The sequence below is a fragment of the Pseudomonas sp. R2-60-08W genome, assembly GCF_003852335.1.
Taxonomy (GTDB): Bacteria; Pseudomonadota; Gammaproteobacteria; order Pseudomonadales; family Pseudomonadaceae; genus Aquipseudomonas.
In genome coordinates this window covers 3135961-3155915 of sequence record NZ_CP027731.1, presented here as the reverse complement: position 1 = coordinate 3155915, position 19955 = coordinate 3135961, and the positions used below count along the sequence as shown (strand labels likewise).

General features: G+C 61.5%; 15 protein-coding genes and 1 pseudogene. 6 read left to right on the top strand and 10 right to left on the bottom strand.

Translation table 11 applies throughout. The annotated features are described in order from the left end of the window. Window positions 1-167 precede the first annotated feature (167 nt). The 8 genes from C4J90_RS14300 to C4J90_RS14265 all read right to left on the bottom strand — a co-directional run bounded on the left by C4J90_RS14300 (window position 168) and on the right by C4J90_RS14265 (window position 13463). The gene (locus tag C4J90_RS14300) at window positions 168-1826 is read right to left on the bottom strand and encodes a hydantoinase B/oxoprolinase family protein (protein ID WP_124420114.1); all 1659 of its coding nucleotides are present in this window, start codon (window positions 1824-1826) and stop codon (window positions 168-170) included. Window positions 1827-1838: 12 nt separating this feature from the next. Continuing rightward, window positions 1839-3917, bottom strand: coding sequence for a hydantoinase/oxoprolinase family protein (locus C4J90_RS14295; RefSeq protein WP_256658863.1), 2079 nt, complete (start codon window positions 3915-3917; stop codon window positions 1839-1841). 167 nt (window positions 3918-4084) lie between these two features. After that, entirely contained in the window at window positions 4085-6712 is a 2628-nt protein-coding gene (locus C4J90_RS14290) for a LuxR C-terminal-related transcriptional regulator (RefSeq protein WP_256658862.1), read from the bottom strand. A gap of 221 nt (window positions 6713-6933) precedes the next feature. Further along, the gene (locus tag C4J90_RS14285; RefSeq protein ID WP_124420112.1) at window positions 6934-8193 is read right to left on the bottom strand and encodes an FAD-binding oxidoreductase; all 1260 of its coding nucleotides are present in this window, start codon (window positions 8191-8193) and stop codon (window positions 6934-6936) included. 3 nt (window positions 8194-8196) lie between these two features. Continuing rightward, window positions 8197-9768, bottom strand: a complete 1572-nt coding sequence (locus C4J90_RS14280; protein ID WP_124420111.1) for an aldehyde dehydrogenase (NADP(+)) — start codon at window positions 9766-9768, stop codon at window positions 8197-8199. A gap of 146 nt (window positions 9769-9914) precedes the next feature. After that, window positions 9915-10862, bottom strand: a complete 948-nt coding sequence (locus tag C4J90_RS14275; RefSeq protein WP_124420110.1) for a dihydrodipicolinate synthase family protein — start codon at window positions 10860-10862, stop codon at window positions 9915-9917. Between the two features lie 37 nt (window positions 10863-10899). After that, complete coding sequence (locus tag C4J90_RS14270; protein ID WP_124420109.1) at window positions 10900-11826, bottom strand: 4-hydroxyproline epimerase; 927 nt, start codon at window positions 11824-11826, stop codon at window positions 10900-10902. Between the two features lie 11 nt (window positions 11827-11837). Beyond that, entirely contained in the window at window positions 11838-13463 is a 1626-nt protein-coding gene (locus tag C4J90_RS14265) for an APC family permease (RefSeq protein ID WP_124420108.1), read from the bottom strand. 187 nt (window positions 13464-13650) lie between these two features. Between C4J90_RS14265 and C4J90_RS14260 the strand changes: the two genes are divergently transcribed. Continuing rightward, window positions 13651-14421 (top strand): AraC family transcriptional regulator, encoded by a 771-nt coding sequence (locus C4J90_RS14260; RefSeq protein ID WP_124421213.1) that lies wholly within the window; start codon window positions 13651-13653, stop codon window positions 14419-14421. A gap of 299 nt (window positions 14422-14720) precedes the next feature. Then, the gene (treS, locus tag C4J90_RS14255; protein ID WP_124420107.1) at window positions 14721-16784 is read left to right on the top strand and encodes a maltose alpha-D-glucosyltransferase; all 2064 of its coding nucleotides are present in this window, start codon (window positions 14721-14723) and stop codon (window positions 16782-16784) included. 56 nt (window positions 16785-16840) lie between these two features. Here the strand turns inward: treS and C4J90_RS14250 are convergent, their stop codons facing one another. Beyond that, entirely contained in the window at window positions 16841-17269 is a 429-nt protein-coding gene (locus C4J90_RS14250) for a hypothetical protein (RefSeq protein ID WP_124363002.1), read from the bottom strand. Between the two features lie 230 nt (window positions 17270-17499). Between C4J90_RS14250 and C4J90_RS14245 the strand changes: the two genes are divergently transcribed. The 4 genes and pseudogenes from C4J90_RS14245 to C4J90_RS14230 all read left to right on the top strand — a co-directional run bounded on the left by C4J90_RS14245 (window position 17500) and on the right by C4J90_RS14230 (window position 19439). Beyond that, the gene (locus C4J90_RS14245; protein WP_124420106.1) at window positions 17500-17958 is read left to right on the top strand and encodes an Hsp20 family protein; all 459 of its coding nucleotides are present in this window, start codon (window positions 17500-17502) and stop codon (window positions 17956-17958) included. Window positions 17959-18119: 161 nt separating this feature from the next. Continuing rightward, a pseudogene (locus C4J90_RS14240) lies at window positions 18120-18476 on the top strand (ShlB/FhaC/HecB family hemolysin secretion/activation protein); the annotation flags it as partial. A gap of 5 nt (window positions 18477-18481) precedes the next feature. Next, window positions 18482-18802: a hypothetical protein gene (locus C4J90_RS14235; protein WP_124420105.1), complete on the top strand. Its 321-nt coding sequence runs from the start codon at window positions 18482-18484 to the stop codon at window positions 18800-18802. A 175-nt stretch (window positions 18803-18977) separates the two neighbouring features. Then, entirely contained in the window at window positions 18978-19439 is a 462-nt protein-coding gene (locus tag C4J90_RS14230; protein ID WP_124362999.1) for a hypothetical protein, read from the top strand. Between the two features lie 83 nt (window positions 19440-19522). On the opposite strand, the gene C4J90_RS14225 is transcribed toward C4J90_RS14230, so the two are convergent. Continuing rightward, window positions 19523-19699 (bottom strand): DUF3606 domain-containing protein, encoded by a 177-nt coding sequence (locus C4J90_RS14225; protein WP_124367159.1) that lies wholly within the window; start codon window positions 19697-19699, stop codon window positions 19523-19525. Window positions 19700-19955: the final 256 nt, after the last annotated feature.

Genomic DNA, 19955 nt, shown 5'->3' with positions numbered 1-19955 from the left:
GAGCAAATCCAATGAACTGATCGCCCCGAGCTGCTGGGCTGATTGCTAAAACCAAGGCAAGGGTGGGCCCTACCCATAAACGCGATGAGTATTGCGGTTTCATAGTGTTGCTCTCTTTTTTGTTGTTGTTCTTGAGGTCTGTGCGGGAGGTCAGTCTCTCCCAGGGATCAAGTCACCAGGCCGTACACCTGCCGCGCCGTGGCGGCGTCGACATAGCCGTTTTTAAGGTCGTCGCGTACGGCGTCCGGATCACGTTGGCTGGCAGGGCCGTATCCACCACCGGCTCCAGTGCGCACTCTGACCAGGTCCCCGGCGCTCAGGGCGATGCCACTGGCCATGCAATAGCGTTCGCTGTCGCCGTTCGTGCGGACGACTTCGATGTAATTGGGCGTGCCTTCGGCGCCCTGTTCCAGGCCCCACGGCGGAATGACCGAGCGCGTATAGCCGCAAGTCAGGAAGCTGCCGTCGGCACGAATGCGGTAGTCAATGCACACACCGCGCCCGCCGCGAAACTGCCCATGCCCGCCGGGTTCATCATTGAGTGTCATACGTTCGACATACAGCCCATAGCGGGCCTCACAGACCTCAACCGGGCAGTTGTAAGTTTCGCCATGTAATCCGGAGTAAACAGCGTTATTGCCGTCGCGTCCTGGTTCGGCGCCCCACCCACCGATTTCCGGTTCGACAAGGGTGAACGTGCGGCCGGAGTCCGGGTGTACGCCGCCAATGATCGTGGCGCACACCGAGGCAAAGTTTCCGGCGGGCAGCCGGTCGGGGAAGTGTTGCGCCAGGCAACACAGGATCAAGTCATGTACGCGAATCAGGTTTTCGAAATAAAAGCCTTCAGCGGCAGGCGGCAATGCGTCGAACAGTGACCCGGGGCGGGTCAATACCCGGAGCGGGCGAAACGTGCCGCCATTGGTGATGCCTTGCGGGGCGGTCAACGCCTTGAAGGCCATCTGTGCCGCGACTACAGCACCGTCGCGGCTGAGGTTGGTCGGGCCCAGGCATTGGTCGGGATTATCCCGAAGGTCAATCACCAATTCGGTGTTGCGTATATCGATACGCACCTTGAACAGACTGCCGTCGTCTTGCAGTTCTTCCAGGTTCAATTGCCCGGCGGGCAACGCGGCCAGGGCTCTGAGCGAAACTTTTTCGCCAAGGTCCATGAAGTCTTGCATGGCCAGTAGAAACAGCGCGCTGCCGTACTTGCTCACCAACTCTCGCAATCGCGTGGCCCCGCCGCGCACCGCAGCCACTCCCGCCCATAGGTCGCCTTCCATGAAGTCCGGCATCCGCGTGTTGGCGTGCAGGATCTGCAACACCGAGCGAATCGGTTGCCCTCGGCTGATCAACTTGACCGATGCCAGGCGCAAGCCCTCCTGGAAAATATCCGTGGCATCCGTGGACAGTGATCCGGGGACTCTGCCGCCAACATCATTCCAGTGCGCGATGTTGGCGGTCCAGGCGATCAGTTGACCGTCGGCGAACACAGGCATGGCCAGCACCACATCATTGAGGTGGGTGACCGCGCCGTCATGTGGGTCGTTGCTGATGAAAACGTCACCGTCTTCGATGTCTTGAGGCAAAGGGTGATGCAGCAGGATTTTCTTTACGGCTTTGTCCAGCACACCGACAAACGCCGGGATACCCGCGCCGGAACTGGCGATTTCGCCCTGGGCGTCGGTAATCCCGGTGCCCATGTCCAACACTTCGTAGATCACCGGGCTCATTGCGGCCTTGCGCATGACGGTGAACATTTCGTCCGCGATCGCCTGGAGTGAGTTTTGAATGATGTCGCGAGTGAAAATATCGAGACTACTCATGGCAGTGCTCCCTTAGCCGTGGATCATGATGTGCAGGTTGCCGAGGCGGTCTACGTGCACGCGGTTGCCGGGGTGAACCACTACGGTGGTTCCCGCGTCCTCGACGATGGCCGGCCCGAAAAATGTCATCAGGGGCTCGAGCAGGCTGTAGTCGTAAAGGCTGGCCTCATGAATGCCTTCCTGGGCGTAATCCACCAGGCGCTGGCCTTTGCAGGCTTCGCTGACCCGGCGGCCGGTAATCGGCAGTGCATGGGGCGTCAACTTGTCAATCTGGCCAACGGCGACGATGTGAAAACCGATGATTTCCAAAGGAGCCTGCAGACGATAGGTGTAGTGCTGTTCGTAAAGATCATGGAAGCGTTGCTCGATCGCCGCCCAATCGGTGTGCAGGGACTCAAGCGGGTTAAGGGGGACCTCGACGGAATGTTCCTGGTTCTGATAGCGCAGCTTGCACAGAACCTGGAGTTCGACCTGTTGCGGATGGATCGCTTCAGTGACGAACTGCTCGCGGGCGCGGCCTGTCAGCTCATCGAGGAACTGCTGTGTCTGCGCAAGACTGCCGTCTTGTGTGGTATCCACGAAGCGGTTGATAAACAGGTCCCGCCGCAGGTCCGAGAGCGTCATGCCCCAGGCGGAGAAGACCGACGCGCTGCGTGGAACGATCACTTTCTCCACGCCCAGTTCTTGCGCAAGCGCGACAGCGTGCATGGCACCGCCGCCGCCGAACGCCATCAGCGTCAATTCTCGTGGGTCATGTCCACGGCTCAAGGACACGAGCTTCAAGGCGTTGACCATATTATCGTTGGCCAGGCGCACGATGCCCCGGGCCACTTCATCGGTCGGCAGTTGCAAGCGTTGCCCAAGGTCATTCAGGCCGCGGGTTACAGCCGGCAGGTCGGCAACTATGCTGCCGCCACAAAAGTAATCCGGGTTGATGCGCCCGAGCACCAGGTTGGCGTCGGTGGTGGTGATCATGGTGCCACCGTTGCCATAAGCGGCCGGGCCCGGTACGGCGCCGGCAGACAGGGGGCCGACGTGCAGCTTGTCGAAATCGTCGACCCAGGCAATTGAACCGCCACCGTTGCCGATCTCGACCAGGTCGACCACTGGCACCATGATGGGATAGCCCGCATTGATTCGATTGCGCTCGATCCAGTAGTCGGTTTTTATCGACACCTGGCCGTTGCGAATCAACGCACATTTAGCGGTAGTGCCGCCGATATCGAGGCCCAATATATTAGGCTCGTCGATTAATTTCCCTAGTTCGGCCGCAGCCCAAAAACCACTTGCAGGGCCCGACTCGACCATGGTGATCGGCGTTTCCCGTGCATGCTCCACGCTATCGACGCCGCAGTTGGACTGCATGATGTACAAGGGTGCTTTATACCCGCCCTCGCGCAATCCGTCGGCGAGGTCATCGAGATAACGCGCAGCGATAGGTTGTATGTACGCACAGAGTGCGGTGGTACTTGAGCGCTCATACTCACGCCATTCACGGGTGATCTGATGGGACGCTACGACCGATACGGTCGGCCAAAGCCTGCGGACTTCGCGCAACAGTGCCTGTTCATGCGCCGGGTTGGCGTAAGCGTGCAGCAGGCAGATCGCAATGGCTTGCACCTTGTCGGCACGAAACGCTTCAAGGATTTCAGGCAGTTGCGAGAGGTCGAGCGGCTCGCGTTCCTGGCCCGAGGTGCCAAGGCGGCCGGCAACCTCGCGGCGCAAATAGCGCGGCACGAAAGGCGCCGGCTTGACCCATTTGAGGTTGAAATAGTCGGGGCGATTGGCCCGGGCGATCTCCAGCACGTCACGGAAACCCTGGGTCGTGATCAGGGCTGTCTTGACACCCCGGCGCTCGGTGAGGGCATTGATGACAACCGTGGTGCCGTGTGCCAGGAAATCCACGGTGTCGAGGTCGACGTTGGCTTTGCGTATCACGTTGAGCACCCCGTCGGCGAAGTTCGGCGCGGTGGTATCGACTTTGGCGGTACGAATTGTCTGTTCGCCAGTGATCGAATCGCTTTCGAAATACACAAGGTCAGTAAAGGTTCCACCGACATCGGTGGCCACACGCACTGTTTTGCCGTTCATACCCATAGGGAACCTCCTGTTGTCTTTATTGTTTTTGCAACCAGGAGAGCGCCTCTCGCTGGTGTTGATAAAAGACTAGGGGCGCGGCTGGGGAGACGGCTACACGGCTGGCGGGTAGGGCGTGATGAACTGGGCAGGTCGACTACCCGTCCGGGTAGGTTGGTGCGTCAATCAAGTGCGGCAACGAGGCCCAGGCGCAACGCTGCAGCCACAGCCGCTGTGCGGCTTTCTACATTGAGCTTGGTGAATACGTGTTTGAGATGGAACTTCACGGTGTTCTCGGAAATAGCCATGGCCTGGGCGATCGCCTTGTTCGATTGCCCTTCGGCAAGCAGGATCAGAATCCGGGTTTCCTTGGCGCTGAATGAGGAGCGTGGGCGAATAGGGTGCGCGCGCCATCCCCTTATGCGTGTGATAACTGCCTGCTGGTTGGCGCGGGTGGTGGGGCTCGCTTCCAGTGCAGTGAGTAAGCATGGGCCGGCCTCCAACAGCAGCCCTGGCAACACATACGCTGGAATGGACGCCAGGACCGCATCCTGGCTAACAGCGTGGCCCTTTGCGTAGCCTGCGAGGGTCAGTAGTTGCAGGCGCCAGGCGGGCAATTGCAAGCCTTTGTCCTGCAGAGCCTTGGCCCCGGCTCGTAAACCACTGAGCGCGACGCCGGATGCGCCTGTCGCGAAGTTGAGCCTGGCCAACGCCAGCGTGGCGGCCTCCTGGTTGCGCCAGTCGTCTGGGCTCGCCGCCGCCTTTTCCAATTGGGCCGCCAGCGCCTCTTGGCGCGCCTGGGTCAATGAACCACTCTGTACCAGCGCATCGACTCGCCAGGTACGCACCAACCGGGCCAGGCGTTGCCAGTTGCGCGAGGCCGCCAGTTGACTGGCGTGCTCAAGCTCCAGCAAGGCCGGTTGCAAGCCCAGGTTTCTCAACGCTATACGCCATGCGACTTCCGCAGTGACGGCTGCGATGTCCAGCCAGCCATCCGTGTGCTCCAGCGACACCCAGCCATCGCGAAACCAGGGCGTTGCCTCGGTCCATAAGCCCTGCCAGTACAGATGCTGTGCCTTGAGGCAGCCCACTAGCGCTCGTACAGAACTTTCGCTGCCGAACTCCCTGTCGGCCATTGCCAAGGTTTCATCCACCGTCCTGGCTGACACACGCACATCGCCCGCGATGGCCAGCACCTGTGCTTCATGCACCCTGCAATAGTGTTCGCCGCGCAAGCTGGCGACCAGGCGCATCTTCAGATGTGCCGCGCGGATGGTCTCTAAAGCCTGCGGCAACTGCCCCTCCACTAACGCTTGCAGCGCGTGCACACACGCGAGCGTGGCCTGTGCCAGCGAGCCGTCGCCTACGATGTCTGTGCAGGGATGGCGCTCAAATTGATCCACGTAGGCGTTGGCCAGTGTCTGGATTACATGAAAGTCGCGTGCCAGGCGCGGAGCGTCCTTGATCCGACGTCGGGCTTCATCAAGCCATTGAGCGGCGAGGGCGTAGTCGCCGAGTTTGGCGTGCAGGTAGGCCTGGAGCAGGAGCAGGTCGGGTTCTGTCCTGCGGGTATGTTCTTCGAACAAGTGCAGCAGGCTTTGGGCGTAGCGAATGCCGTGGTACAGCACTACCTCCCAGCCCCCTGCACGCACCAGCAAGTCGACCGCCAGCCGTGTGTCGCATGCGCCCAATGCGTGGGCGATTGCCGCTGCCCAGTGTCGTTCTTCAGCGAACCATTGCGCCGCCGCATAATGGATAGTGCGCGCCGCCTCGGCATCGATGCTTTGCTTGAGAAAGTCCCGCAACAGGCGATGGTGACGAAACCACTGGCGCTTGGCGTCCAGTGGCACGAGAAGGGCGTCCAGATGGGCCATCTGCATCAATAACCGTGCGCTGTCACTGCGCCCGCGCACAGCGTTGGCCAGTTCGGCATTGAAGCGTTCCAGCAGTGCCATGTCACGCAGGAGGTCCTGACATTCAGGCGACAGTCGCTGTACCACTTGCCCTGTCAGGTAGTCGGTCATGTCGGTAATGCGCCCGCTAAAATCCGCCAGGCCATACATGGATGTATCACCCTCGGCGCGCCACAGACGGGCCAGTTGCACAGCCACTGGCCACCCTTCGGTTATTTCGTGAACATGTTGAAGTTCGCGAGGCGCAACCTCCGCCCCCAGGATTTCACCGGTCTCGGCCATTGTCAGTTTCAGTGCCTGGGCGGACACCTCATGCACCCAGCCATGGGCCTTCCACTGTGCCAAGGGCCAATCCGGCCGTATCCGCGCGGACACTACCCATTCCAGCCAAGGCGCGGCCTGTTCGAGCAGGGCCTGCACAAGGGGGTCAAGATCACGATTTGCGGCGGCGTGATAGTCATCGACAAACAATGTGATCTGGCGGTTCTCCCTGGCCAGTGCGTGAAGCAGGGCGGTCAGCGTGCGCTTGGGCTGCGCGTCCAGTGATTGGTTGTGCGCCAGACGTGGCAAGTGACCCAGATCGAACCCGGCGCGGTCCAGGGTAAGGATCAGATAAGACAGGAAACGATTAGGGGCCGCGTCGGCTTCGTCCAATGACAACCAGGCTACGGATGCCGGTGGAGTGCTCGCCAGCAACGCTTGTCGCCATTGCATCAAGAGTGTCGTCTTGCCGTATCCGGCCGGTGCGACCACCAACACCAACGTGCCTTTGGTGCGCATACGCAAAGTGTCGAGTAAGGCTGTGCGTGGCAAGGTTGTCAGTAACGTCAGCGGCGGCATCAGTTTGCCCACCCAGCACCAGGCGCTGATCGAGTCGTTAGAGGACGGGGTTTTCACGGCGTTGTTCTCGTGGAGAGGGGCCCGCCTATGGTTTTATCAGCAACGTTTCCAGCGCACGGGTTGAATTATTGCTTGATGTTTAAACGTGCCGTTTAGGGGGCCAACGCCAGAGCGCGTGTGACCCTCATCTGCCCGCTAAGCCTTGTTTTTAAGCTGCAGCGGAGACTTCAACGGGGCTGTGTAGGGATTCTCCTGGTTTTTCGTAAGTTGCTGCCGTATCAAAATCGCCCGAGGCGATAGGGCGCAATAAAGGATGTGTCGGGCTGTCCCACATCAGTTGATGCCAACCGCCCAACCAGCTCTGCCGTCACCGCCGCCTGGGTCAACCCCAAATGCTGATGACCGAACGCCAGCAACACCTTGCCATCGCACACCCGATCAATGATCGGCAATGAGTCGGGCAGCGACGGCCGGAAACCCATCCATGGCGTGGCTTCGTCGGCGTTCAAGGGCTGGCGGAACAGCCCGTTGGCCAAGCGATGCAACTGCCACGCCCGCTGCATGTTCGCCGGGCGTTGCAGGCCGGCGAATTCGACGGTGCCGGCCAGGCGCAGGCCGCCGGGCATGGGGGTCATGATGAATTTGCGCTCCAGCGAGGTGACGGCGAAGGGCAGGCGCGCGTGTTCGTGGGGCAGCATCAGGTGATAGCCGCGCTCGGTGTCCAGCGGCACGCGTTTGCCGGTGAGTGTGGCGGTCAGCGCCGCCGAGTGGGCGCCGCAGGCGATCAGGACCTGGCGCGCCGTGACTGGGCCTTGGTCGGTCAGCATTGACACGCCGCTGCCGTCGACGCGGGCGTCCAGCACGCGCTGCTGCAGGAAGTCCACGCCCAGGGCTTTGGCCGCATCCACCAGGGCGCCAACCACCGTGTACGGGTCGAGAAAATGCCCCGTAGCGGGGAAAAACAAGCCGCCCCGTATGGCCTCGCTCAACTGCGGCGCCGCCGCGTGCACCGCTTCAGCCGACCAGAACGCCACCGGCACGCCTTGCGCCATCATGCGTTGCTGCAAGGCATCCAGTGCTGCGCGGGATTCGGCGCGCTCATACACCAGCAGCGAACCGTCTTCGCGTAATAACTGAGGTTGCCCGATGGACTGCAACAAGCGCTGCCACGCGCCGAGGCTGGCTTCATTCAATGCACGAATGCCGGCCACGCTGCGCTGGTAGGGGGCCGGTCGCAGGTTCAGCAGCAAGCGGATAAACCAGGGCAGGGCGCGGGGCAGGTAGGTCCAGTCCAGACGTAGCGGGCCCGTGGGGTCCAGCAGCATGGCCGGCAACCGTTTGAGGATTGACAGGTCGGCGATGGGAAACACCTGCTCGGTCGCCAGGTGTCCGGCATTGCCATAGGAGGCGCCCAGCCCGGGCGCCTGCGCGTCGATCATCCGCACCTGGCGCCCTTGTCGTGCCAGTTGCACGGCACAGGCGAGGCCGATGATGCCGGCGCCGACCACGACGATATCCGCTGAGTTGGGCGTGGCCATCGTCTACGCCTCTCTCTGGCCGTCGAGCAAGCGGCGCAACTGCAACGGGTTGCCCTGCTGCAGTGCGGCGGGCAGCAAAGCGTCCGGAAAGTCCTGGTAGCACACCGGGCGCAGGAACCGCAGGATCGCCGCCGTACCCACCGAGGTGCTGCGCGCATCCGAGGTGGCCGGAAACGGCCCGCCATGCACCATGGCGTCGCAAACTTCCACGCCTGTCGGCCAGCCGTTGACCAGCAGGCGACCGGCCTTGCGCTCCAGCACCGGCAACAACGCCTGTGCCTGTGGCAGGTCAGGTTCATCCAGATGCAGGGTGGCGGTGAGTTGGCCTTCCAGGCGTTCAGACACTTGGCGCACCTGCTCGGCATTGCGGCATTCCACCACCAGCGAGGCGGCGCCGAAGACTTCGGCTTGCAAGTGTGGATTGCTCAGGAATGCCTCGGCCTGGGCCACGAACAACTGGGCCTGGCCCTGGTTCGGTCCGCTCGCCGCTAAGCCCTGTGCGGCGGTTCGCGCATGCTGGGTCAGACTGGCTACGCCGCGTTCGTAGGCGTGGAAAATGCCGGGGGTGAGCATGGTCTGCGCCGGGCAGCGCTGGAGCGCGTCGCTGGCGCTGTGGATGAAGCGCTCCAGGGCGGCGCCCTGCACGGCGATCACCAAGCCTGGGTTGGTGCAGAACTGGCCGGCGCCCTGGGTCAGTGAGACGACAAAAGCTTCGGCCAGCGCCGCGCCCCGGGCTTGCAGCGCGGCTGGAAGCAGGTACACCGGATTGATCGAACTCATTTCCGCATACACCGGGATCGGCTCGGGGCGTGCCTGGGCCGCCCGGCACAACGCGATGCCGCCGCTGCGCGAACCGGTAAAGCCCACCGCCTTGATGCGCGGGTCGGTCACCAGCGCGGTACCCACCTCATGCCCAGCGTCGTAGAGCAGTGAAAACACCCCGTGTGGCAAACCGCAGTGTTGCACCGCCTGGGCGATGGCGCGGCCCACCAGCTCACTGGTGCCGGGGTGGGCCGGGTGGGCCTTGACGATCACCGGGCAACCGGCAGCGAGCGCCGATGCGGTATCGCCGCCGGCCACCGAGAAGGCCAGGGGAAAGTTGCTGGCGCCAAACACCGCCACCGGGCCCAGGGGAATGTGACGTTGGCGCAGGTCTGCGCGGGGCAAGGGCTGGCGCTCGGGTTGCGCGGGGTCCACCCGCACATCCAGCCATTCGCCCAGGCGCACGGTGCGGGCAAAGGTGCGCAACTGCGCGCAGGTGCGGCCGCGCTCACCCTGGATTCGGGCGCGGGGCAGGCCGGTTTCGGCAATAGCGCGTTCGATCAGGGTATCGCCGAGGGCTTCGATGTTGTCGGCGATGGTCTCGAGAAACGTGGCACGGGCGGCCAGGGAAGTTTCGTGGTAAGCGTCAGCAGCGGACCACGCCAGCGCGCAAGCCTGTTCGACATGCTGGCTGTCGCAACCGGCATAGGCGGGCTCCAGGGGCGTGTCGGTGGCGGGGTTAACGGCCCGGATCGCTTCGCGCGTGCCGCAAAGGGATTGCTGACCGATCAGCATATTGCCCGTCAGAGTCATGGGATCATCCTGGAAAACACAAAGAGTAAGTAGGCGCGAGACATTTGTAGCGAGCAAGCTTGCTTGCGCTGGGGTGCGCAGCGCCCCCCAATAAAGGCCGGAGGCCGCTATGCAGCCAGCGGGAGCAAGCTCCCTCGCCACGAGGATCAATCGACGTTCTGCTCTGCCGACCAGTTGGCGTACCACTGGCGGAACAGCGCGTACTGCTGCTCGGCATACCGGCGCTGCGCGTCGCTGAGCACGTCGGTTGCGTTGAAGTGCAGGGCATAGCCCTGGTCACCGTTGAGCACCATCAAGTGCTTGTAATACAGCACCAGGTCGCAGCCTTCATCGAACGACGACAGCACCGCCAGCGCCGCTTCCAGCTCCCGCGCCTGGCGACGGGCCTTGGCATCGCCCTTGGCGGCCTTTTTGCTCAGTGCCACCAGTTGCAGCACTTCCCGTGGCAATGCGTTGCCGATGCCGGTGATCGCGCCGGTGGCGTTGCAATTGACGAAGCCGTGCACTACCTGGGTATCGACGCCCACCATCAGGGTCACGTCATCGTCCTGGGAGGTGATGTTTTCCGCTGCGTAGCGCAGGTCGGCAGCGCCGCCGAATTCCTTGAAGCCGATCAGGTTCGGGTGCTCGCGGCGCAGTTCGAAGAACAGCTCGGCGCGGGTGGCGAAACCGTAATACGGGCTGTTGTAGATCACCGCCGGCAGCTTCGGCGCCGCGCTGAGGATCGCCGCGAAGTGGGCCTTTTGTGCGGTGGCGGAAGCGCCACGGGACAGCACGCGCGGAATCACCATCAAGCCATGCGCGCCGACCTTGGCGGCATGCGCGGCGTGGGCCACGGCCTCACGGCTGTTGACCGCGCCGGTGCCCACAATCGTCGGTACGCCGGCGGCCACCAGGCGCGCCACGCCTTCCTGGCGCTCGGCTTCGGTGAGCAGCGGCCAGTCGCCCATGGAGCCGCAATACACCACGGCGCTCATGCCGATATCGACCAGCTCGCGACCCTTGGCCACCAGGGCATCGAAGTCGGGTGTGCGCGCCGGGGTGCAGGGCGTCATCAGGGCGGGCATACAGCCGGTGAAGATGTTGTCGCTCATGGTGCTGACTCCTTGGTACTTGAGTAGGAAGAGGGGCTCAGATGCCCCAGGCAAAAGGGTCTTGCTCGTCGATCAGCAAGGTGCTGTCGGCGGTCATGTGGGCGCGGCCGGTGATGAACGGGCGTATGCGTTCGCCGTCCCATTCATAACGGGCCTGGAACTGGCTGCCGGTGATGCTGGCCTGGACCCACGGCTCGCCGGTGCCGAGTGTGCCGTCGGCGGCCAGGCAGGCGAGCTTGGCGCTGGTGCCGGTGCCGCAAGGGGACCGGTCGTAGGCCTTGCCGGGGCACATCACAAAGTTGCGGCTGTCGGCATTGGCGTCATCGGCGAACAGTTCGATGTGGTCGATCAGCGCGCCGTCTGCGCCATGGATACCTTGGGCCTCAAGGGCCTTGAGCATGGCCCAGGTGTAGTCGGTGAGGGCGTCGACGTTGCTCATCTGCAACGCCTGGCCGTGGTCGGACACCAGGAAGAACCAGTTGCCGCCCCAGGCAATGTCACCCATCACCGCGCCATGGCCGGGCACGTCCACCGCGACGTGCCGGCGATAGCGATAGGCGGGCACGTTGCGCAGGGTCACCGTGCCGTCGTCGTGCAGCGTAGCCGCCACCGGGCCAACCGGGGTGTCGAGGGTGTGCACGCCCGGCTCGATCAGCCCCAGGTAGTGCAGCGAGGCAACCAGGCCAATGGTGCCGTGGCCGCACATGCCGAGGTAGCCGGCGTTGTTGAAAAAGATCACGCCGCAGGTGGCGCCTGGGGTGACCGGCGCGCAATACAGTGCGCCCACCAACACATCGTTGCCGCGCGGTTCCAGCAGACAGGCGCGGCGCCATTGGTCGTGGTGGCTGCGCAGGTCGTCGAGCTGGTCGGCGACGGTGGCCCCCGCCAGCGCCGGGAAGCCGTTCATGATCAGGCGCGTAGGTTCGCCGCCGGTGTGAGAGTCGATGACGTGCAGGCGTTTCATGCAAGGCTCCATCAGTGAGTGGCTGCAGAGAGTGGTGGGCTGTAGTGATCGTCACTGACGGCTTCGCTTTCATCGTCTTCGCTTTCCAGGCGCACCAGGTGGGCCGGTACGCCTGTGGCAGCGCCCCAGTAGTAAATGCCCAGGGCGCAGACTGCCACGACGACGGTGTCGAACGGATGGCTGATAAGGCCGATGCCGCCGAAACTGCCGAGCTTGGAGAGCAGGATAGTCACCGCATAGAAACCGATCAGCCAGGCCGACGAGCGCACCTGTTGCTTGAGGTTCAGGTGCGCGGTGGGCACCCAGCGTGCGCAGAGCAGGTACACCACGAACATCAGGATCTGCAGGCCGAGCAGCCACGACACCGTGCTCCAGCCCGACCAGTACACGATCAGCGCGGCGATGATGAACGACAGTGGTCCCAGCACCGCCATGCCCTTGACCCGGAACGGGCGCGCCAACTGCGGTGCATTGCGGCGCAGCGCGGCAACGGTGACCGGGGCCACGGCGTAACTCAGGATCAGCGCAGCGGAGACCACGTTGATCAGCGCTTCCCAGGACGGGAAGGGCAGGGTCCAGAACACCGACAGGCCGAAGGTCAGCCACAGGGCCGGGCGCGGGATCCCGGATTTTTCATCAATGCGGGTGAAAATCTTGAAAAACGTGCCGGTCTGCGCCCAGCCATACACCACGCGCGGGGTGGCGTTCATGTAGATATTGCCGCAGCCGCTGGGGGAGATCACCGCATCGGCCACCACCAGGTAGGCCAGCCAGCCCACGCCGAGTGCCAGGGCGATATCGCGGTAGGGCAGCGCCAATTCCTTGCTGATCCCGGCCCAGCCGTTGGCAAGCATCTCGGTGGGCACGCCACCCAGGAACGCGGTTTGCAGCAGCACGTAGATTGCCGTCGACAGCAGTACCGAAAGAATCAATGCAATCGGAATCGTACGTTGCGGGTTCTTCACTTCACTGGCCACCGAAATGATCGGCGTCAGCCCCAGGTAGGCGAAGATCACCCCGCCGGCCGACACCGCCATCTCGATGCCCGACAGCCCGAACGGCGCAAAGCCCTGCACCTGGAAATTCGCCGGCTTGAAAAAGGTGAACAACACGCCGATCACCAGCAGCGGCACGATGAACTTGAACACGCTCACCAGGTTATTGGCGATGGCGAAAGTCTTCACGCTGCGGTAGTTGAGGAGGAAGAACAGGCACAGTAAGGCGAATTGCACCAGCCAGCCGAGGGTGGTCGGGTCGCTGGAGCCGGCCTTGGTCAGCTCGGGAAACCACGCCCCAGCGTATTGGCGCGAGGCGACGACCTCGATCGCCACCAGGCTGGAAAACGCGATCAGCGTGATAAACCCCATCAGGTAACCCAACAGCGGGCCATGGGAATACACCGGGTAACGCACCACGCCACCGGCACGGGGCAGGGCGGCGCCGAGTTCGCAGTACACAATGCCCAGCAGCAGCACGGCGAAGCCGCCGATGAGCCAGGAGATAATCCCGGCGGGACCGGCGATTGCAGACACATGACTGGCGGCGAATAACCAACCCGAACCGAAGATGGCACCCAACCCGATAAAGGTGAGGTCCATCAATGACAGCTGTTTCTTGAACTTGCCTTGGCCTGACATAGCGGCGCCTTCTTGTGAGTTATTGGATAGGCATGCAGGGGCCCTATCGTGAGCCCGATAAACCCACGGCGATTGATGTTTTTTGTGAGGATGGATGACGAATTCAGCACAGTCGCCGGCGCTCGACAGCGTCCCGGGCATGGGGCACTCTGCTCGGCGTCGGGGTCAGAAACGGGCGATGAATGTCATGGTGCAGAACATGCTGGCGAGTCTCTTGCAGGGCGGCCGCCCCCACAGCATCGAGCAACTGCTGACGGGCGCTGCGCAGCTGTTGCCGTTACTGGACGTGATCCCCAACGCGGCGATTTTCATCAAGGACATCGACGCCCGCTACGTGCTCGCCAACCGCACCCTGGTGCAGCGCTGCGGCCTGCGGCACCTGCAACCGCTGCTGGGCAAGACCAGCGCCGAAGTGTTCCCCGCGCAACTGGGGCCAGGCTATACCGAGCAGGACCGACGGGTGCTGCAACAGGGGTTCGTCCTGCAAGACCAGCTTGAGCTGCACCTGTACGGCAGCCGCGAACCCGGCTGGTGCCTCACGCACAAATGGCCGCTGTACAGCGATAGCGGCACGATCATCGGCCTGGCCGGTATCTCGGTCGACCTGCAATCGGCCAGCGAAACCCACCCGGCCTACCAGCGCCTGGCGGCAGTGGACGCGCATATCCGCGCGCACTTCAACCGCCGTGTCACCCTCGGCGAGCTGACGCGCATCGCCGGCATTTCCGTGGCGCAGTTGGAGCGCTACTGCAAGCGTGTGTTCCACCTCACGCCTCGGCAGATGATCCAGAAGGTACGGCTGGAACATGCCCACCGATTGCTGCATACCGCGCTGCCGATCACCGACGTGGCGTTGCAGTGCGGCTACACCGACCACAGCGCGTTTACCCGGCAGTTCAAGGCGTCGACGGGGTTCACGCCGAGGCAGTACCGGCAGGCGACGCAAGGCTTGATATAGCTGCTATCCAATGTGGGAGGGGGCAAGCCCTAATGACGATCGTTCCCACGCTCCCGCGTGGGGATGCAGCCCGTGACGCTCTGCGTCACCTATGCGCAGTCGCTCCCAGGTGCAGCGGTCGGCGGGACGCGGAGCGTCCCAGGAGGCATTCCCACGCAGAGCGTGGGGACGATCAGCAACTGACTGGCATTAGGGCTTGCCCCCTCCCACAGTTGAATCTGCATCTCAATGCAACGAATCGCCCCGCGCGTCGCTCCTATGCGTACGAGTAACCTTTCACGACCACAGGTATCAGGCTTATGACGGCGGCGGACAACGATCATGTGAATTGGCTGGTGCAATGCTCCATGCTGCACGCGGCGCGCCAGCGGGCCAAACTCTATTCGGGGCAGGGGCGGATGTGGCAGCAGCCCTTTGCGCAAACCCGGCCGCGTGACGCGTCAGCTTTGTCATCGGTGTGGTTCACGGCGTATCCGGCATCGATAGTGACTCGCGAAGACGGCACGGTGCTGGAAGCGCTGGGCGACGAAACCCTGTGGCATGTGCTGTCGAAGATCGGCATTCAGGGCATCCATAACGGGCCGCTGAAGAAATCCGGCGGCTTGTCCGGTACCGAACATACGCCGACCATCGACGGCAATTTCGACCGCATCAGCTTCGACATCGACCCGCAACTGGGCACCGAGGCGCAGTTGCAGGCGCTGACACGCATGGCCGCCGCGCACAACGCGGTGATCATCGACGACGTGATCCCCTCGCACACTGGCAAGGGCGCGGATTTTCGCCTGGCGGAAATGGCCTATGAAGACTATCCCGGCCTGTACCACATGGTCGAAATCCGCGAAGAAGACTGGCCGTTGCTGCCGGACGTCGCCGAGGGCCGCGACGCGCAGAACCTAAGCCCGCCGCAGGTGGATGCGCTGCGCGACAAACACTACATCGTCGGCCAATTGCAGCGGGTGATCTTCTTCGAGCCCGGCGTCAAGGAAACCGACTGGAGCGCCACGCCGGTGGTGCTGGGCGTCGACGGCAAGCCGCGGCGCTGGGTGTACCTGCATTACTTCAAGGAAGGGCAGCCGTCGCTGAACTGGCTCGATCCATCCTTCGCCGCCCAGCAGATGATTATCGGCGACGCGCTGCACGCCATCGACGTGATGGGCGCGAAGATCCTGCGCCTGGACGCCAACGGCTTCCTCGGCGTGGAACGCAAGCTCGACGGCAGCGCCTGGTCGGAAAGCCATCCGCTGTCGATCACCGGCAACCAGTTGCTCGGTGGGGCGATCCGCAAGGCCGGCGGTTTCAGTTTCCAGGAACTCAACCTCACCGTGGACGACATCGCTTCCATGTCCCATGGCGGCGCCGACCTGTCCTATGACTTCATCACCCGGCCGGCCTACCAGCACGCTTTGCTGATGGGCGACACTGAATTCCTGCGCCTGATGCTGCGCCAGATGCACAGCCTCGGCATCGACCCTGGCTCGCTGATCCACGCGCTGCAAAACCACGATGAATTGACCCTGGAGCTGGTGCACTTCTGGACGTTGCATGCCCATGACAGCTTTATGTTCCAGGGCCAGACCTTCCCCGGCAATATCCTGCGTGAGCATATCCGCGAGCAGATGTACGAACGCCTGACCGGTGAACATGCGCCGTACAACCTCAAGTTCGTCACCAACGGCGTGTCCTGCACCACCGCCAGCATCATTACCGCCGCCCTCGGCATTCGTGACCTGGACGCCATCACCGCAGCCGATATCCAGCAGATTCGCCAGATTCACCTGCTGCTGGTGATGTACAACGCCATGCAGCCTGGGGTGTTTGCGCTGTCGGGTTGGGACCTGGTGGGCGCGCTGCCGTTGGCCGCCGAAGAAGTCGCGCATTTGATGGCCGATGGCGACACGCGCTGGATTCATCGTGGCGCCTACGACCTGGTCGACCTCAACCCCGACGCCGAGCTGTCGGCCGGGCAAATGCCGCGTTCCAGAAGCCTGTATGGCAGTTTGAACAGCCAGTTGCAGGACCCGGACTCATTCGCCTCGCAGTTGCAGAAGATCCTCGGCGTGCGCCGCGCCTACGACATCGCTGCCAGCCGCCAGATCCTGATCCCGGACGTCGAACACCCAGGCCTGCTGATCATGGTTCACGAGTTGCCGGCGGGTAAGGGCACGCAGATCACTGCGCTCAACTTCGGCGCCACGCCGATCACCGAAGCCCTGCACCTGCCCAACATTGCACCGGGGCCGGTGGTGGACATCATCAATGAGCGTGTGGAAGGGGACCTGACGGAAGAGGGGACGTTCACGATTACGCTGGATGCGTATGAAGGGCTGGCGTTGCGCGTGGTCAGCAGTACGCCGATGTAATGCTGGCAGGCCGGGCTGAACGGCACTTAACGTCGTTCAGCCCGGGCAGCGTCAGATCAACGGTGCTTGTTCTTGTGTTTATGCTTGTTGCCCTTGTGCTTGCGGCCGTCGGAGCGATGGCTGCTCTCGTCATCCGCCAGGTTGTTGCCCACCGCGCCACCGGCGGCGCCACCCAGGCCTGCGCCGATGGTCGAACCGGTACTGCCGCCCAGGTGGTTACCGATAACCGAACCCCCTGCAGCCCCGACCCCGCCGCCAAGCGCTGCTTCCGTGCGATTGCCTTTCTGCGCGCCCACCGCACCGCCGGCTGCGCCACCTACGCCGGCGCCGATGGCCGCGCCGGTCGAACCACCGAGCTGCTGGCCCACCACATTGCCCAGCACGCCGCCGACACCACCGCCCAGGGCGGCAGTGCCATCCCCGGCGGCCATGGCGCCTTGGGAAATCAGGATGCCCAATGCGAGGGCAGGGAGAGTCATTTTCATTTTTTTGTACCTCAAGGGCTGTCTCAGGCGCTCACGGGTTAAAGCACGCCTGGGCTTAAGATTAGAGCACAAGCGGTAACGCCGCAGTTCTCGCGATAGCGTTATCCGCCAGATAAAAATTTTTTCTCAGCCCTCTTGAATTCTTTTTGTGCGTCCATAAATTTTTGATCACGCGATGCCGAAGACGGGTCGCGTACTAAATCACTTGGAGAAACTCAGGAGATTTTAAAATGGCTACTACCCTTTCGTTGGCCCCACTGTTCCGTCAATCGGTGGGCTTTGACCGCTTCAATGACCTGTTCGAGTCGGCGCTGCGCAGCGAGGCTCCGAACTCCTATCCACCTCATAATGTGGAAAAGCACGGTGATGACGCCTACCGGATTGTCATCGCAGTGGCTGGCCTGACCGAGGAGGATCTGGATATTCAGGTCGAACGAGGCGTTCTGACGGTTTCCGGCGGAAAACGCGAAACCGACGAGAAGGTCGCTTACCTGCACCAGGGCATCGCCCAACGTGCGTTCCGGCTGTCGTTCCGCCTGGCGGACCACATCGAAGTGCGTGGCGCATTCCTGAACAACGGCTTGCTGAGCATCGACCTGCTGCGCGAGGTGCCTGAAGAGGCCAAACCCAAACGCATCACGATTGGTAGCGAGGCAAAGCCTGAGTTGCGTCAGGTCAGTTTGCAGTAACGCAATCGGCGGTAAGAAGGCGCTCTACGGAGCGCCTTTTTTGTTTGAATCGCGCAGAGCTGACCAGAGAAACAAATTTCTACATTTAATTGACGCCAACAAAATGCCACTTTAAGATCCGCGCCCGTTGGTGGCACTGAGCCACATAGAGGGATCTAGACATGTGGCGTTTGATACGTCTGGGCGGCCTGTCCGTTATCGTTTGCTTGAGCACCACCGGGTGGGTGCAAGCCGCCACGGCGCAGAACACGCCGGGCATCACCGACCTGATTCGCGACCGCCAAGACCGTTTGCTCGAACAGCAGCAACGGCGCATCGACGAACTCAAAGACCTGCCGGGCAAGTCCGCTGCGACAGCAGCACCGGCCACCCCCGTCGACACCCGCTGCTTCCCGATCAGAACCATCGAGCTGGGCGGCGCCGATGCGCTGACCGAGGCTGAGCGCACGCGTCTGATCAAACCCTACATCGGCCAGCGCTGTGGGGCCTATCTGCACACTAATGAGTTATTAAGACTTAAATCATGTATTACTTAATGATGTGGGATAAAGATCTAGCAGCCACTGGGCAAGAGGGTTGTCTTGATAAAATTGAAATCCCTTTAAGTGCTGCGAATCTTTTCTTCAAGCTGGATAGCAAGCAGTTTCCAATGCTTTCCAACTTGAGTTTTGATGACTACGATATATTTTCTGGTTCGCAGATTGACGCACTTGTAGACGAATTATTAGCAGCCGCCAGCTTAAATCCAAAGATTTCCGAAGCAGTCAAATTAGCGTTGGAGTTTATACGTAAAGTGAAGCTTCTAGGACAAAGTGTTCTATTTGACCCGTTCAGGATGAATTAATTGGATATTCAAGTGAAGGTGCTTGTAGGGCGGCGGATTTTTATTGTTGGGAATGGAGTGATCCTATTAATTAAGTTCCCTCGCCGGGGCATGGAAATAGACTAAAACGGTTGTCTTTTTTTTGTCTTGGTTCTTTGTAAGACAAATATCTCAGCGTGGGCAGGAGATTGCGCAGTTGTTCGACTTAATTAAAAATTTTCACATCGGTGCTACCCTTCTAGGCGGTCTAGGTGCAGCAGCAATGTTGGTTGCCATACGCGACCCCAAGACCCCCAAATGGATGGATGTGGCGGCATCGATACTATTGCTTGTGTGGGCAGCACTTTTTCTGGGGATGGTTCAAAGCATATTTGGACTCTTGCCAGACTCGACCGCCGAAGAAAGGGATCTTCGAAATCAATATCAGGTCGTGCTGTATTTGATCCCTTTTTTCAGTGCAGGCCTTGCAACCAACCTGTTGTCCAATGTCATCCTTAGCCAGCGGGATTATACCGGCACGATGTCGTTTCATGAGGCTGCTAAAAAGACCCTCTGGGCGATCTGGTTTAGCTGTCTAGTGGTTAGCGTGGTTGGGCTGGTTCTGTACGTCTTTATTAAGAAAATCAAAAGCCCACAAGGTTTTTCTTCGTTGACGTAGAGAGCATTCGCACGGCCATCTGGCCAATGATTGAAGCCGCAACAGGTGCGGCTTCAATTGATGCAGCAGGGGCGTCACCACTCTCACTTGCCGAGCTTTTTACGCACGTCCTCGACCATTGGACCAACAGCTTTCACTGCCTCCTTGAGCTGTTGCTCAGTCACGCCAAACTCTTTCGTCCAATGTTTCAACTCCCAGGCTTCGGAGGTGTTCACTCGAGCACGGTCTTGCGGGCCACGGTTTTTCAGATCGTCAGACATGTTCAGCTCCATGCGGGTTGGCCTGGAAATGTCCAGGCGTCTCCTGATAGAACCTTGGGATGCGTGCGTAGTTCGGTTGATTTTCTGTGGGAGTCAATCGATCGGCAGAACGCTGGAGAAGGGTAATTGCGCAGCAGAAAAGATAAGGGCCTGCCCAGGTTTCCCTGGCAAGCCCTTGATATCTATGGTGCCCGAACCCGGAATCGAACCGGGACGCCCTTACGAGCGGGGGATTTTAAGTCCGCAATGTAATCGT